The sequence below is a fragment of the Altererythrobacter chaiwopuensis genome (genome assembly GCF_054957735.1).
On sequence record NZ_JBTXJF010000001.1, the window covers coordinates 1299286 to 1313405 of the forward strand.

At 62.1% G+C, this 14120-nt stretch carries 14 protein-coding genes and 1 tRNA gene; 6 read left to right on the forward strand and 9 right to left on the reverse strand.

What is annotated here, in order from left to right; all coding sequences use genetic code 11:
* Positions 1-3: 3 nt before the first annotated feature.
* From ACX3VQ_RS06265 to ACX3VQ_RS06285, 5 genes are all read right to left on the reverse strand, one after another.
* Positions 4-1587, reverse strand: coding sequence for an NAD(P)/FAD-dependent oxidoreductase (locus ACX3VQ_RS06265; RefSeq protein WP_462580045.1), 1584 nt, complete (start codon positions 1585-1587; stop codon positions 4-6).
* A gap of 98 nt (positions 1588-1685) precedes the next feature.
* On the reverse strand, positions 1686-2315 hold the full coding sequence (locus ACX3VQ_RS06270; RefSeq protein ID WP_462580046.1) for a PilZ domain-containing protein: 630 nt from the start codon (positions 2313-2315) through the stop codon (positions 1686-1688).
* Positions 2316-2489: 174 nt separating this feature from the next.
* Positions 2490-2574, reverse strand: a tRNA-Leu gene (locus ACX3VQ_RS06275).
* Between the two features lie 158 nt (positions 2575-2732).
* Positions 2733-3008, reverse strand: coding sequence for an integration host factor subunit beta (locus tag ACX3VQ_RS06280; protein WP_462570945.1), 276 nt, complete (start codon positions 3006-3008; stop codon positions 2733-2735).
* A 189-nt stretch (positions 3009-3197) separates the two neighbouring features.
* Positions 3198-3536: a GntR family transcriptional regulator gene (locus tag ACX3VQ_RS06285; RefSeq protein ID WP_462570944.1), complete on the reverse strand. Its 339-nt coding sequence runs from the start codon at positions 3534-3536 to the stop codon at positions 3198-3200.
* Between the two features lie 221 nt (positions 3537-3757).
* On the opposite strand from ACX3VQ_RS06285, the gene ACX3VQ_RS06290 reads away from it, so the two are divergent.
* The 5 genes from ACX3VQ_RS06290 (at position 3758) to ACX3VQ_RS06310 (ending at position 10155) form a co-directional block, all read left to right on the forward strand.
* On the forward strand, positions 3758-5356 hold the full coding sequence (locus ACX3VQ_RS06290; RefSeq protein ID WP_462580710.1) for a peptide MFS transporter: 1599 nt from the start codon (positions 3758-3760) through the stop codon (positions 5354-5356).
* An 81-nt stretch (positions 5357-5437) separates the two neighbouring features.
* Positions 5438-6811 (forward strand): amidohydrolase, encoded by a 1374-nt coding sequence (locus ACX3VQ_RS06295; protein ID WP_462580712.1) that lies wholly within the window; start codon positions 5438-5440, stop codon positions 6809-6811.
* Positions 6808-8094: an amidohydrolase family protein gene (locus ACX3VQ_RS06300; RefSeq protein ID WP_462580047.1), complete on the forward strand. Its 1287-nt coding sequence runs from the start codon at positions 6808-6810 to the stop codon at positions 8092-8094. Before ACX3VQ_RS06295 ends, ACX3VQ_RS06300 begins: the two co-directional genes overlap by 4 nt.
* 92 nt (positions 8095-8186) lie before the next feature.
* Positions 8187-8861: an NnrU family protein gene (locus ACX3VQ_RS06305; protein WP_462580049.1), complete on the forward strand. Its 675-nt coding sequence runs from the start codon at positions 8187-8189 to the stop codon at positions 8859-8861.
* A 160-nt stretch (positions 8862-9021) separates the two neighbouring features.
* Positions 9022-10155, forward strand: a complete 1134-nt coding sequence (locus ACX3VQ_RS06310) for an MlaA family lipoprotein (RefSeq protein WP_462580050.1) — start codon at positions 9022-9024, stop codon at positions 10153-10155.
* 9 nt (positions 10156-10164) lie between these two features.
* On the opposite strand, the gene ACX3VQ_RS06315 is transcribed toward ACX3VQ_RS06310, so the two are convergent.
* From ACX3VQ_RS06315 to ACX3VQ_RS06330, 4 genes are all read right to left on the reverse strand, one after another.
* A complete protein-coding gene (locus tag ACX3VQ_RS06315) occupies positions 10165-10962 on the reverse strand; it encodes a crotonase/enoyl-CoA hydratase family protein (RefSeq protein ID WP_462580052.1) in 798 nt (265 codons plus the stop codon).
* Positions 10963-11035: 73 nt separating this feature from the next.
* Entirely contained in the window at positions 11036-12958 is a 1923-nt protein-coding gene (gene dxs / locus ACX3VQ_RS06320) for a 1-deoxy-D-xylulose-5-phosphate synthase (RefSeq protein ID WP_462580053.1), read from the reverse strand.
* Positions 12959-13046: 88 nt separating this feature from the next.
* A complete protein-coding gene (locus ACX3VQ_RS06325; protein ID WP_462570938.1) occupies positions 13047-13514 on the reverse strand; it encodes a Fur family transcriptional regulator in 468 nt (155 codons plus the stop codon).
* 100 nt (positions 13515-13614) lie between these two features.
* Complete coding sequence (locus tag ACX3VQ_RS06330; protein ID WP_462580054.1) at positions 13615-13785, reverse strand: hypothetical protein; 171 nt, start codon at positions 13783-13785, stop codon at positions 13615-13617.
* 135 nt (positions 13786-13920) lie between these two features.
* Here ACX3VQ_RS06330 and ACX3VQ_RS06335 point away from each other — a divergent pair, with 135 nt between their 5' ends.
* Positions 13921-14076 (forward strand): hypothetical protein, encoded by a 156-nt coding sequence (locus tag ACX3VQ_RS06335; RefSeq protein WP_462580055.1) that lies wholly within the window; start codon positions 13921-13923, stop codon positions 14074-14076.
* The last annotated feature ends 44 nt before the right edge of the window (positions 14077-14120 follow it).

Genomic DNA, 14120 nt, shown 5'->3' on the forward strand with positions numbered 1-14120 from the left:
CCGTCAGGCCGATTTCTTGATCCGCGCGGGAACGCTGCGCACCGATGTGAGCGCAGCCGCCTGGTCTTCGCTCAAACCCGTGCCGACCTCGCGCGCGGGGATCGCTTTCTCCGCGCCTTCATCGCCCGCTTCATGATATTCGGCGTCTTCGTTGACGCACCAGGTATCATAAAGGCGTTCGCCCGCGAGGATATTCTCCACCGTCAGCATCGCGGTCATCATCGCGTGATCCTGATTATTGTAGCGGTGCATGCCGTTGCGCCCAACCAGGTGCAGCGTGGGATGCTTTGCTTCCAGCTCCACCCGCATGGCATCGACATTTGCGGCATAATCGCCGTCATAGACGGGATAGGCCTTTTCCTGGCGCACCACCGCCCCGCCGATCACCTTGTCCGGATCGACAAGGCCGAGGATCTGCATTTCGCGCTTCGCGAGTTCGATCAGGTCGGCGTCCGCGCTCGACCACAGCCCATCGCCTTCGAAACAGAAATATTCGAGGCCAACGCAGGCGACATCGGCATCGGGCACCATTTCCGGCGACCAGCTGCGGAAGTTCTGCACACGGCCGACCTTCACCTTGCTGTCATGGATATAGATCCAGTTGTCCGGGAACAGGTCTTCACTGCGGATCATCAGCGCCACGGTGAGGAAGTCGCGATATTTAAGCTGTTTCGCCTGCAGCGTGCTTTCGGGCAGCGGATGGAGCCGCGCCGCAAGCTCGCGCATCGGTGCCGAGCTGATCGCATGTTTCGCGCGCACCTGCACGTCCCCTTCGGGGCCGTCTGCCGTCATCGACCAGCCACCCTGTCCGTCGCTTGCCAGTTGCTTGAGGCTGTGCCCCATCAGCAGCTGGCCCTTGCCGGTGGCCATGATCTTGTCGCGCGCGGCCTCCCACATCATGCCTGGCCCAAGCCGGGGATAACGGAAGGTTTCGAGCAGCGTCTTGACCGCTTGCCCGTCATTGGGCCGCTTTTTGAGGCCGAGCGAGCGCTTGAGCCCGTCAACCACCGCATTCCACAGCGAAAGCCCCTTGATCCGCTGCGCCGCCCAATCGGCGCTCATCTCGTCGCAAGGCATGCCCCACACCTTCTCGGTATAGGTCTTGAAAAAGATCGAATAGAGCTTGTGGCCGAACTGGTTGGTGGTCCAGTCCTCGAAGCTTTTCACCTGTGCGATCGGGAACAGCTTGTAGCGCAGGTAGCTGAGCATACACAGCGTGCTGCGCCATATGCCGAGGTTCCACAGCGCTTCGAATGCGCGCAGCGGATAGCTGTAGAACTTGCCTTCGTAATAGATGCGGCTCATCCGCGGCCGCTGGATAAAATCGTCAGGGAGTATCTCGTTCCACAGATCGACCACCTGCTGGCTCTTGGAAAAGAACCGGTGCCCGCCGATGTCGAAGCGATAGCCTTCATGCTCGACCGTGCGGCTGATCCCGCCGACATAAGTGGCGTCTTTTTCGATGATGGCGACCGTTTTGCCCTGCTTGGTCAGCAGATAGCCGGCGGTAAGCCCGGCCGGGCCTGCACCTATGATCGCCACGTCAACATCGATTGCGCCATGGCTGCGGGCCGCACGCTGTTCCATCAATTACCCCGTTAACAATTGCAGCCTTGGGAGTGAAGGAAATTGGTTATCAGCGCGTTAAGATGGTCAAGAATCACCGGGCCGCCAGGCGAAGCAAGCTAGGCGCCAACAAGCAGCCCGGGAGCCTGAAGCCGCGCCGCGAGGAGCGCGAAGTCGCGCAGCGAGAAAGTGTCGTCGAACACCAGGCCATAATTCTCATCGCTTCGCCAGCGCACCTTGGCGCGGGTTTCGCGCAAGCCCGGCCCCTCAAGCCGCAGGCTCTGGTCAAGCGCCAGCAATTCACTGCATTCCAGGCGTGCACCTTGCTGTGATATATTTTCGACCAATGCCAGTTTGCGCACTGGCCCGGCCATCAGCGTTACGGGAAAATTGAGCGCAAGGCGCAAACCGCGCTTGCGGAATGCCCCGATTTCGCTGACCACCTGGTCGACATCGACATTGGTGCCGAAAACGAACCCGGCCTCGAGATCGCGCTCCCACACACGCTTTATTTCATAGCTTTGCCCGCTTTGCAGTTCGAGCGTGAAGCAATCGCCAGCGGGCAGGCGGTGAAACAGCTTGGCGCTGACGCCAGCCGATGACACGTCGCGAAGCACGCACACGAACTCGCCTTGTGAACACAGAAGCTTGGCTGGACGGATCAGCAGCGAATAGCGGCGCGCGCGGCGCTGCTCATGCTGCTCTTCCGGATCCATCTGCGGAATTGGCCCGAACGCCGCATGGTCCATTGTTCCAATTCCCCGTTTATGCCGACCCTTATTGGCCACCAAAGCTTGCTATGGCAGCAGTGCTTTAAAAAAGAGCTTTGCCCCATTAGGAGTTAATACTGAGATAACAATGCCTGTTCCCTGAAACAGGGCCTGGCCGCCGATCCAGTCTACGGACAGATCGCCAATGGAAGTTGGTGCGGGTGCCGGGACTCGAACCCGGACGACCAAAGGTCAGGGGATTTTAAGTCCCCGGCGTCTACCATTCCGCCACACCCGCACAGATTGCATGCCAGAGCGGCCTGTTAGCGGGCGCTTGACAAGGCGGCAACGCAGGAATGCACACCGAGAAACGGCAACACGGGTGCGAAGCCCTTCATGCAGCACAATAGGCAGCACAATAGGCAGCACAATGGGCCGGCGAAAGCGTGCTCAACCTTAGTTGATGCGCTTGCGCATGTCCTTGCCGGGCTTGAAATAGGGCACGCTCTTTGCCGGCACATCCACCGTTTCGCCCGTCCGCGGGTTGCGGCCCTGCCGTGCCTCGCGCTCACGCGTGGAAAAGGCACCAAAGCCGCGCAGCTCCACCCTGCCCCCTTCGGCCAGCCGTTCGGCAATTTCGTCAAAGAAAATGTCGACCACCTGTTCGACTTCTTCTGCCCGCAGTTCGGGATTGTCCCGATGGAGCGCCTGGAGCAATTCGGATCTTATCATTTGCGCCTCCCAGCAAACGTGCCCAGGCTTCCCAGCACGGGAAGAGCACGCCCGAAAAAGACCTGACCTTAGCTGCGACCCGAAAGACGGCCAAATCTGGAGGCATCGTGCCAGACTCGTGGATTGTCCGCAAGCGTGTGGCGTAATTTTTCAAGCAAGTGTCGCGGCTTGGCACAGCCGCGCCCAGAATCAGGCCCGTTCAACCAATCCGGCCAAATCGATTCCCAGCCGGTCGATGCGTGCGCGGATCTCTGGCCATTCGCGCGCCAGGAACTGCTCGCGCTCGCGGCTGCGCAAGCGCTCTGCCGCGCCTTCGACGACATACATGCCGACCCCGCGCTGGACCTCGACCAGACCATCGTTCTGGAACTGCTGATATGCCTTGGCGACAGTGAGCGGATTGGCACCTTCCTCTGCCGCAAGCGCGCGCACAGATGGCAGCATTTCGCCTTCAGCATAGCGGCCTTCGATGATCGCTGCGGCGATCTGGTCGCGCAGCTTGAGGTATACGGGGCGGTTCTGGCTCATGATTTCCTCGCGATTGGTGCATCAGTGCCATAATACAGCCATGCGCGTCAAGGCTCTGCCGGATTCCGGTTGCGGCTGAAACTAAAGCTTCACATGGGAATTTCAGGCGTTAGTGTGCCGCGTCAGAGCGGCGTGCGTCAGCGCCGCGCTGCCATAGGAATTTGGGGAGGACCTTCGTGTCGCTTGAAGAAATTATCGTCGCCGTCGCGGCGTCATTCCTGGTGCTGCTGCTGATTGGTGGCGCGACGATCGTGACTTCGTCGAAAGCCGAATTCGCCGGACATCCCAAGGGTTTGTTTGTGCTGTTCTTTGCCGAGATGTGGGAACGTTTCTCCTATTACGGCATGCGCGCGCTGCTGATTTTCTACCTGACGCAGCACTGGCTCTTCAATGACGAAAAGGCCTCTGTCATCTACGGTGCCTATACGGCGCTGGTGTACATTGCGCCGGTACTGGGCGGCTACCTCGCCGACAAATATCTGGGCCAGCGCAAGGCGGTGCTGTTCGGCGCGGTCCTGCTGACCATTGGCCACTTCCTGATGGCCTTCGAAGGCGAAGGCACGCTTGGCCAGAACAATCCCATGATCGACGTGTTCTGGGCGGCGCTGGCCTTCATCATTGTTGGCTCGGGCTTCCTCAAGGCGAATATCTCGGTCATCGTGGGGCAGCTTTATCCGCGCACGGATATTCGCCGCGACGGTGCCTATACCATCTTCTACATGGGCATTAACGTAGGCGCCGCAGTGGGCACGATCATCGCCGGCTATCTTGGCCAGAACTATGGCTGGGCCTATGGCTTCGGCGCAGCGGGCTTCGGGATGCTGCTGGGCCTGGTGGTGTTCATCATCTTCAAGCCGCTGCTGCTGGGCAAAGGCGAAAGCAGTGTGCCTGAAAAGCTCGCTTCGCAGAAGTGGGGCATGAAGTTCGAATGGCTGCTCTACATCATCGGTTTCGCAGCGGTCGCCGTGACGTGGTGGCTGGTGCAGAACCAGGCAGTAGTGGGCAGCATTCTTGGTGTCTTCGGTGGCTTGCTGGTAGCCTTTGTCATCTGGCAGGCGATCAAGATTGGCGGGCATGACCGTGACCGGATCTTTGCCGCGATGTTCCTCATCATCGGCTCAATCCTGTTCTGGGCGCTGTTCGAACAGGCCGGCTCGTCGCTCAACCTGTTCACCGATCGCTATGTCGACCGGCAGGGCGTTTCGGCCTCGATCTTCCAGTCGATCAACCCGATCTACATCATCATGCTGGCCCCGCTGTTCGCGGGGCTGTGGACGTGGCTCGGCAGGAAGGGGCTGGAGCCTTCCACCCCAGCCAAGTTCGGCCTGGCGCTGATCCAGCTGGGGGCAGGCTTTCTGGTGTTGGTATTCGGTGCGCAGGCCGTCGGCATGGAAAACATGACGCCGGTGATCTTCGTGTTCCTGATCTACCTGCTGCACACCACCGGCGAGCTGTGCCTTTCCCCCGTGGGCCTTTCGGCGATGAACCGGCTGGCCCCAGCGCATATGGCTTCGCTGATCATGGGCACGTGGTTCTTCGCTTCGGCCACCGGCAATTTCGTTGCCGGTCTGATTTCGGCCGCAACCGGTTCGGAAGCGGCATCGGGCGAGGGCGCGGCCAAGGAAACCGTGCTCGCCGTCTATAGCCAGATCGGCTGGATTTCGGTGGGTGTGGGCGTGGCGGTGATTGTCATTAGCCCGCTGGTGAAAAAGCTGATGCACCTCGACACGCTCAAGGATGACGAGCTTGAAGGCGCTGCGGCAGCAGGGCTGGAGGCACAGGAAGGCGGCGTCCACCCGGCGTCGCGCCCACCGTCCTGATGGAGAATTGAACTGCAGGGCCCGGTTCGCCGGGCCCCCGGAACTTTGGTCGCAACTATCAAGAGAATTTATATGTCACGCATGATGCGCGCAATCGCGGGGCTGGGGAGCGCGGTGGCGCTCGCCGCCTGCGCAACCACTGGCGGGGCCGATGCCGGTACAAAGCCAGCCTCAGCCAGCGCCAATGATTTCGAGAAGGACCCCTATCCCTCAACCTATCGCGCCTACCCCGGCGCCCCCACGGCACTGGTGGGCGCCACCGTGTTTGACGGCACCGGGCGGCAGTTCGACAACACCACCGTGCTGCTGCGCGAAGGCAAGGTCGAGGCAGTGGGATCGGGGCTCGACACCTCGGGCTACACTTTGATTGACGCGCGCGGCAAATTCATCACCCCCGGGGTGATCGATGTCCATTCGCATCTGGGTGACTATCCCTCACCCTCGGTCGATGCGCATTCGGACGGCAATGAAGCCACCGCACCCACCACACCCGAAGTCTGGGCCGAACATTCGGTCTGGCCGCAGGACCCGGGTTTCAGCCGCGCGCTCGCCAATGGCGGGGTCACCGCGCTGCAGATTCTCCCCGGATCGGCCAATCTCATGGGCGGGCGTGCGGTTACGCTCAAGAATGTGCCTTCACGGACCGCGCAGGGGATGAAATTCCCCGGCGCACCCTATGGCTTCAAGATGGCCTGCGGCGAGAACCCCAAGCGGGTCTATGGCGGCAAGGGCCGTGCCCCCTCTACCCGCATGGGCAATTTCGCGGTCAACCGCCAGGCCTGGCTCGACGCCAAGGTCTATGCCGCAGACGAGGATCGCAAGCGCAATCTCGGCAAGGAAACCCTCGCCGGCGTGATGGCGGGCGAGATCCTGGTCCACAATCACTGCTACCGCGCGGACGAAATGGCGCTGGTGATGGATATGGCCAAGGAGATGGGATACCGCGTCACTGCCTTCCACCACGCGGTTGAAAGCTACAAGATCGGCGATCTGCTGCGCGAAAACGACGTGTGCAGCGCGATCTGGGCTGACTGGTATGGCTTCAAGATGGAGAGTTATGACGGCATTCCCGAAAATGCCGCATTGCTGCAGCAGGCCGGGGCCTGCGTGGTAATCCATTCGGACAGCGATCAGGGCATCCAGCGGCTCAACCAGGAAGCCGCCAAGGCGCAGGCAGCGGGCAAGCGCATGGGGATCGATATTCCCGATGGCGAAGTGGTGCGCTGGTTCACGCTCAACGCCGCCAAGGCGATGGGAATCGATGCGATGACCGGCAGCCTTGAGCCGGGTAAGATGGGTGATGTGGTGCTGTGGAACGGTGATCCGCTGAGCGTCTATTCACGGCCTGAGAAGGTTTGGGTCGATGGCGCATTGATGTTCGACGCGCTCGATCCCAAACACCGCCCGGTGAGCGATTTCGAGCTAGGCCAGCAGGGCGAAGGAGACGTGAAATGAACCGCCTCCTTGCATTTGCCGCTGCCGCAGTGGCGCTCGCGGCCACCCCAGCCCAGGCACAGGATTTTGCCATTGCCAATGCCCACGTCGCCACTGGTGACGGCAGCGCGCCGATGAAAGGCGCAACGGTAATCATACGCGCTGGCAAGGTAGCCGCCGTGGGAGCAGACGTGCAGCCCGATCCCTCCCTGCCGGTAATAGACGGCACCGGGCTCTGGGTAACCCCCGGCCTCGTCGCTGCGGTTACCGACCTCGGCCTGCTCGATGTTGGCGCCGTAAGCAACAGCAATGACACGCGTGCCAGCAAGGCGCGCTTCAACGCCGCGCTCGATGTTGCCCCCGCGATCAATCCGGCCTCGCAGCATATCAAGGTGAGCCGCGCCAACGGGATCACTCGCGCGGTGGTTTCGGGTGGCTCGTCGAATTCGATCTTTGCCGGGCAGGGCGCAATCATCGATACCGGGGCGGATCCCGATCCGGTGATGAAGCCGCGCGCATTCCAGATGATTGCGCTGGGTGAAGGCGGCGCGCGCATTGCCGGGGGCAGCCGCAATGCGAGCCATGCCGAACTTCGCAATGCCCTGCGCGAAGCGCGCGACTTTGCCGCCGGGCGCTGGAGCGGGGAGGACAACCTTCTCACCCGCGCCGATGCGGAAGCGCTGGGCCCGGTGATAGAGGGCTCGCAGCTTCTGCTGATCGAGGCACACCGCGCGTCCGACATTCGCGCCGTGCTGGCGCTCAAGCAGGAATTCCCCGCACTCGATCTGGTACTGGTCGGCGCAACCGAAGGCTGGCTTGTGGCGCCGGAAATTGCCGCTTCAGGGGTGCCAGTGATCGCGGAAAGCCTGCAAGACCTGCCCGAGCGGTTCGAGCAGCTGGCCTCGACCCAGAGCAATATCGGCCGTATGCGCGCCGCCGGTGTCAAGGTGGCACTCAACGCCGCTACGATCGAAAACAGCCATCACTACACCCAATATGCCGGCAATCTGGTCGCGCTCGCCCGCATGCCGGGCGCAGCCGGTTTGAGCTGGGGCGAGGCTTTTGCCGCCATCAGCTCGCGCCCTGCAGAAGCGATCGGCATGGGCGGCAGGCTGGGCGTTCTCAAGCCGGGGGCTGTGGGTGACGTGGTGATCTGGGACGGCGATCCGCTCGAAGTCTCAAGCGCACCGCTGCGCGTGTTCATCGACGGGATCGAGCAACCGCTGGACAATCACCAGACCAGGCTGCGCGATCGCTATCGCGACCTTGACGAGAGCGAGCTGCCGAAAGCCTTCGACTGGTAAGCCAAGCGGCGCCCGTCCACCGCATGCCTCGTCGCCTGTCTTGCCATTTGCCCGGCACTGTGGCCAAATCCCCCATGTAAGGGGGAGTGGTCATGGATGATGCCTTGGTAGAACTGATCGCTGCGAATGTGGCATTTGTCGGGTCGCATTTTGCGATGTCGCATCCGCTGCGCGCGCCAATGGTGAAGCTGCTGCGCGCAGGCGGTTTCAGCGCGGTTTATTCGCTCGTGAGCGCGGCGGCTCTGTTCTGGGTCTATTCGGCGTTCAAGGCTGCGCCAGCGGGCGACCTGGGCGGTTCGGGCGACCTTGGCTGGATCGTGGCGACGCTGCTGACGCTTCCGGCATTGGTTTTGTTGGCGGGATCGATGTCGGGCAATCCGGCGCTGCCGACACCGGCCGCAGCCGAACAGGCCCGTGCCCAGCCCAAGGGCGTGTTCCAGGTGACCCGGCACCCGATGATGTGGGCGATCGGCCTGTGGGCATTGTCGCACATCGTGCTGTGGTGGAGCACGCGCAGCGTGATCACCGCGCTGGCGATGGGCGTGTTGGCGCTGGTCGGCGCGCATTTGCAGGACCGCAAGAAAGAGGCGCTGATGGGCGAGGCCTGGGCGACATGGGAAAGCCGCACCAGTTTTTGGCCGCAGCCCGGCAAATTGTTTTCGGTCGGCCCGCTGTGCTGGGCCGTGGGGCTGGGCCTTTGGCTGGCGCTCAGCTGGGCGCACTTGCCGCTGGGCGGGATTCCGGCAGGTGTGTGGCGCTGGTTCTGACCGGACCTTTCCCACCCGGCGCACCTCAGACAGCAGTGCCCGGGCGCCCTGGCGAAGTTCAACCGCAATTCACGCGGCAAGAGCATAAATAACCTTTTGTTTGTCTTGAGCCTCAACAACAGGCAACAGTGGTCCGCGCGGGGGGCACGAAAGGAAATGAATGCCAATTTTGCTGACATCGGCTGCGCTGCTCGCATCGGCGAGCACACCAATTGCGCTACTTCCACAGGCCCAGGTTGCATTTGTGCAGCCCGCACCGGCGAATGCCGAACTTCAAGAAGCACAAGACCCCGCAGCAATCGATGGAACCGCGCCTGCGGTTGTGGATGGAGTGCAACCAGGGCCGCCGCCGCAAGACGAAGGACAGGAGGCGGCCGAGCCTGCCGTTCTGGATACAGCAACGGAAGATGAGCCAGGCGCCGGGGCAGCGGACGAAGAAAATGTCATCATTGTCACCGCCGATGGCCAGGCCCCGCTCAAGGATCCGCTCGAGAAAGTCAATGTCGCCGCCTACAAGGTGATCCAGGAAGTCGACACCATCCTGATCGCGCCAATCGCCGACGCCTATGAAGAGGGACTGCCCGGCCCGCTGCGCAAGGGATTGAGGAATTTCTTCCGCAATCTGATGGAGCCGGTCAACGCGCTCAACTATCTGTTGCAGCTCAAACCGGGCAAGGCGTTCGAAACACTCGGCCGCTTTACCCTTAACACAACTGTAGGCGTGGGCGGGCTGCTCGACGTGGCCAAGAACAAGCCCTTCAACCTGCCCTATCGCCGCAATGGCCTTGCCAATACGCTGGGTTATTACGGGGTTGGAAGTGGGCCTTTCCTGGTCTTGCCGCTGGTTGGGGCAACCACGGTGCGCGATCTGCTGGGGGGGCTGCTCGATCAATCGTTCCTGCCCGCAGTTGTCGGCAAGCCGTTCGATTCGCTGAAATATGCCATCCCTGCCTTTACCGTGAACTCGCTCGAATACCGGATCGAGTTCGACGAGCGGCTCGAACAGATCAGCACCAGCGATGATCCCTATTATGCGATGCGCGAAAGTTATCTGTGCCTGCGTGAGGCAGACATCGCCGCGCTCAAGAACCGCCCGCCGCCGCGCGATTGCAGCATCGCGGCAATCATGGCCGGGCCCGAACCGGTGGCAGCGCCCGCTGCTGTGCCGCAGTCAATCGAGGCACCCGCAGTGCCTTCGGAAGCGGCCGAAACCCTGGTTCCTGGCGAACCCGCACCGCCGCCGAAGATCATCTATGTCGGCAAGGAAGTGGTCCAGCCGCTTCCCGAAGTTTGATCGGCCGGCCTACTGCCCCTTGAACTCGGGGCTGCGTTTTTCAAGCAGCGCGTCGATACCTTCCATGTGATCGCCAGTCAGGTGCATCAGCGCCTGCGTGTTGGCGGCCATTTCCAGCGCCGTGTCATAGCTGGTCGAGCGCCCTTGGCGCATCAGGTTCTTGGCATGGCGCAGCGCGTGCGGCGGCATGGCAGCGATCTTCGTTGCCAATGCCTGCGCCTCCTGCATCAAGCTGTCATGCGCGACCACGCGGCTGACAAGGCCCCAGTCGAGCGCAGTCGGCGCGTCGATCACATCACCGGTATAGAACAGTTCAGCCGCACGCGCTTCGCCGATGATGCGCGGCAGGATCCAGGTGCCACCATCGCCGGGGATGATGCCCAGCTTGAGGAAGGTCACGCCAAACTTTGCCTTGTCGGAAGCAATTCGGATGTCTCCCAGGCAGGCGAGATCGCAGCCAAGCCCGATCGCCGGGCCGTTGACCGCTGCGATCAGGGGCACGCGCAGGCCGTAAAGCGCGCGCAACACCTTGTGGATGTTGTTGCGATAGCCGTCCGAAATCTCGGGCGCATTGCCGCCGAAGGTGCCACTGCGATCCTTCATCGCCTTGATGTCGCCCCCCGCACTGAAGGCGCGCCCCGCACCGGTCAGGATCACGCAGCGCACATTCATGTCGAGATTCACTGCGTCGCAAGCGGCGGCAAAGGCATCGCCATCGCCCTTGGCGCCGAGCGGGTTCATCGTCTCCGCACGGTCAAGCGTAAGTGTGGTGACGTGGCCGGCTGTTTCGATCTTCAGGAGTGACATGCGGCGAATTCCTTTCGCCGGATGCCTTGCCAGCATTATTATCCGCCGTCACCCCGGACGCGGCGGAGAATCTTCAAGCCCGCGCCTCTTCCACGCCAGCGCTATTGTGCCGCAGCGCGCGCAGAACAGTGGCGACGATATCGGGCGCGTTGAGCCCCGCCTTGTCATACTGGTGCTCGGGATCGTCGTGGTCCTGGAAGATGTCGGGCAAGCGCAGGGTGCGGATCTTGAGGCCGACATCGGTCAGCCCTTCGTCGCTGGCGAAGGTCAGCACATGCGCGCCCAGCCCGCCGATCGCGCCTTCTTCAACCGTCACCACAACTTCATGGGTACGCATCAATCTCTCGATCAGCTGAGTGTCGAGCGGCTTGGCAAAACGCAGATCGGCAACCGTGGTCGACAACCCCTTTGCCTCGAGCTGATCAGCGGCCTTGAGCGCTTCAGCCAGCCGCGCGCCCAGTGACAGGATTGCGACTTTAGTGCCCTGCCGCATCACCCGGCCCTTGCCGATTTCGAGCTTCTGCGGGGTCTCGGGCAGTCCCACCCCCACACCATTGCCGCGCGGATAGCGGAAGGCGATGGGGCCGTCGTCATATTCGGCAGCGGTGTAGGTCATATGGACCAGCTCCGCCTCGTCCGCCGCAGCCATCACCACCATGTTGGGCAGGGTGGCGAGATAGGTGATGTCGAAGCTGCCGGCATGGGTGCAGCCATCGGCGCCCACCAGCCCGGCACGGTCGATTGCAAAGCGGACTGGCAGGTTCTGTATCGCAACATCATGCACCACCTGGTCATAGGCGCGCTGAAGGAAGGTGGAATAGATTGCCGCGAACGGCCGCATGCCCTGGGCGGCAAGCCCCGCAGCAAAGGTTACGCCGTGCTGTTCGGCAATGCCGACGTCGAAGGCGCGGTCGGGATGAGCCTTGGCGAAACGGTCAACCCCTGTGCCCGATGGCATGGCCGCAGTGATCGCGCAGATCCGCTTGTCGGTCTCTGCAAGCTTGGCCAGCGTATCGCCGAACACGTTCTGGTAGGCAGGCGGGCCGGCCTTCGATTTGGCTTTCTCACCAGTCACCACATCGAACCTGGGCACGCCGTGATATTTGTCGGCGCTGTTTTCGGCAGGGGCATAGCCCTTGCCCTTTTGCGTCACGACATGGACCAGGATCGGCCCCTCCGCCGCATCGCGGACATTCTCCAGCACCGGAACCAGCGCATCGAGATCGTGCCCGTCAATCGGGCCGACGTAATAGAAGCCCAGCTCTTCGAACAGCGTGCCGCCCATCGCCATGCCGCGCGCGAACTCATCGGTTTTGCGCGCCGCCTTGTGCAGTGGTTCAGGCAGTTTGCGGGCGAACTTGCGCGCCAGTTCACGCAGCCCCAGGAACTTGCCGCTTGAAACCAGCCGCGCGAGATAAGTCGAAAGCCCGCCCACCGGCGGCGCGATCGACATGTCGTTATCATTCAGGATCACCACCAGCCGGTTGCCCGCCTGTTCGGCATTGTTCATCGCCTCATAGGCCATGCCCGCGCTCATCGCGCCGTCGCCGATCACGGCAATGCCGCGTCCGGGCTGACCCTGCAGCTTGTTGGCGATAGCAAAGCCGAGCGCCGCCGAAATCGAAGTGGAGCTGTGCGCCGCCCCGAACGGATCATATTCGCTTTCGGAGCGCTTGGTGAAGCCTGACAAGCCCCCGCCCTGGCGCAATGTGCGAATCCGGTCACGCCGCCCGGTGATGATCTTGTGCGGATAGCACTGGTGGCCCACGTCCCACACCAGCCGGTCTTCCGGCGTGTTGAAGACATAGTGGAGCGCCACGGTCAATTCGACCACGCCCAGCCCGGAGCCCAGATGCCCGCCGGTGGTGCCCACTGCGTCGATCACCTCGGCGCGAAGTTCGTCAGAAAGCTGGCGCAGCTCCGATTTGTCGAGCTGGCGAAGGTCGGCCGGGAAGCTGACCTTGTCGAGCAGCGGGGTTTGCGGTGAGTGACTCATGATTCAAGCGCTTACATACGAATTCGGGAACTGTCGATGAATGGCTGCCAGACCGGGCATCGCGGCGGACCAGGGAATCGGCGTGTCATCAGCCCCTGCAGCTGCTGCACACGCCGCGAATTTCGATCACCGGGCGCCGCGCCTGGAATTCGCGTGTCCTGGCCAGCGCGCGCACCCGCAGGGACGCTTCATCATCATCGATGTGGGTGGCCTCGCCGCATTCGTCGCAGACGAGAAAGATGCAATCATGCTCGCAGCCTGGATGGGTATTGGCAAGAAAGGCATTGGCGCTTTCAACCCTGAGCGCGAGATTGTTGGTCACAAACAGGTCGAGGATGCGATAGACGCTGTTGGGCGCCACCCGCTTGCCGCGATCGCGCGAAAGATTGTCGGCAATATCATAGGCGGAAACGGGGCGTTCATGGCGCGCGAGTTCGGCAAACACCGCTTCGCGCATGCCGGTCCACTGCTCGCCCGCATCGGTCAAGGCAATGCGGGCGGCATCGATCAGGCGGGTGCCGGAATGTTCCTGGTGAGCGTGATGATGACTGGCCATTCAAGCCATATAGTGCACCGCGGCGCACGGCGCCACTCCTCGCGGCAATCGTTACGGGTGGGTGGCAAACCGCGCCGGAACGACAGCGCGCGGTCATGTCTCAGTTGGCGCTGGCAGGCCCGCTTTCGCTGGATGTTTCCGCAGGCGCAGCCTGGGCCGGGGTGGCAATATCGGCCGTGATGTCGCCCGCCATGCTCGCGCCGACCAGCAGCGCCCCGATCAGGAAGCCAGTGCCGAAGTTACGGTAAAGATCGGACTTGAAGAGACCCATGGGATATTCGCTCACGCCTCGAATCAGGTTTAATGCTCGAAGCTGTGTTAGCCTCAATTAATTGAGGCGCGGTGAACACGGCTTTCATAAAATGTCTATTCGCTCTGCGACAGAATGTGGTTACGGGCTGACGAAATGAGTGAAGCGATCATCATCAGCGGTGGCCACAATGGGCTTGCTTGTGGCTTTTACCTTGCGCGCGCGGGCATCCCGGCGGCAGCTGAAGCGGGCGCCCCGGGGCACAACTGCGCGCATGCGATTCTACGCGGCCAGCGCTGGCTCAAATTCTAGGGTCAGAGCCCGACTGGGCGAGCGCAGGTGATTCGTAGCGCAGC

Coding starts and splice junctions, on each gene's coding strand:
- ACX3VQ_RS06335 (WP_462580055.1), top strand. CDS start 13,921: ATGAGTGAAGCGATCATCATCAGCGGTGGCCACAATGGGCTTGCTTGT.
- ACX3VQ_RS06285 (WP_462570944.1), bottom strand. CDS start 3,536: ATGAGCCAGAACCGCCCCGTATACCTCAAGCTGCGCGACCAGATCGCC.
- ACX3VQ_RS06280 (WP_462570945.1), bottom strand. CDS start 3,008: ATGATAAGATCCGAATTGCTCCAGGCGCTCCATCGGGACAATCCCGAA.
- dxs (WP_462580053.1), bottom strand. CDS start 12,958: ATGAGTCACTCACCGCAAACCCCGCTGCTCGACAAGGTCAGCTTCCCG.
- ACX3VQ_RS06295 (WP_462580712.1), top strand. CDS start 5,438: ATGATGCGCGCAATCGCGGGGCTGGGGAGCGCGGTGGCGCTCGCCGCC.
- ACX3VQ_RS06315 (WP_462580052.1), bottom strand. CDS start 10,962: ATGTCACTCCTGAAGATCGAAACAGCCGGCCACGTCACCACACTTACG.
- ACX3VQ_RS06300 (WP_462580047.1), top strand. CDS start 6,808: ATGAACCGCCTCCTTGCATTTGCCGCTGCCGCAGTGGCGCTCGCGGCC.
- ACX3VQ_RS06270 (WP_462580046.1), bottom strand. CDS start 2,315: ATGGACCATGCGGCGTTCGGGCCAATTCCGCAGATGGATCCGGAAGAG.
- ACX3VQ_RS06325 (WP_462570938.1), bottom strand. CDS start 13,514: ATGGCCAGTCATCATCACGCTCACCAGGAACATTCCGGCACCCGCCTG.
- ACX3VQ_RS06330 (WP_462580054.1), bottom strand. CDS start 13,785: ATGGGTCTCTTCAAGTCCGATCTTTACCGTAACTTCGGCACTGGCTTC.
- ACX3VQ_RS06265 (WP_462580045.1), bottom strand. CDS start 1,587: ATGGAACAGCGTGCGGCCCGCAGCCATGGCGCAATCGATGTTGACGTG.
- ACX3VQ_RS06305 (WP_462580049.1), top strand. CDS start 8,187: ATGGATGATGCCTTGGTAGAACTGATCGCTGCGAATGTGGCATTTGTC.
- ACX3VQ_RS06310 (WP_462580050.1), top strand. CDS start 9,022: ATGCCAATTTTGCTGACATCGGCTGCGCTGCTCGCATCGGCGAGCACA.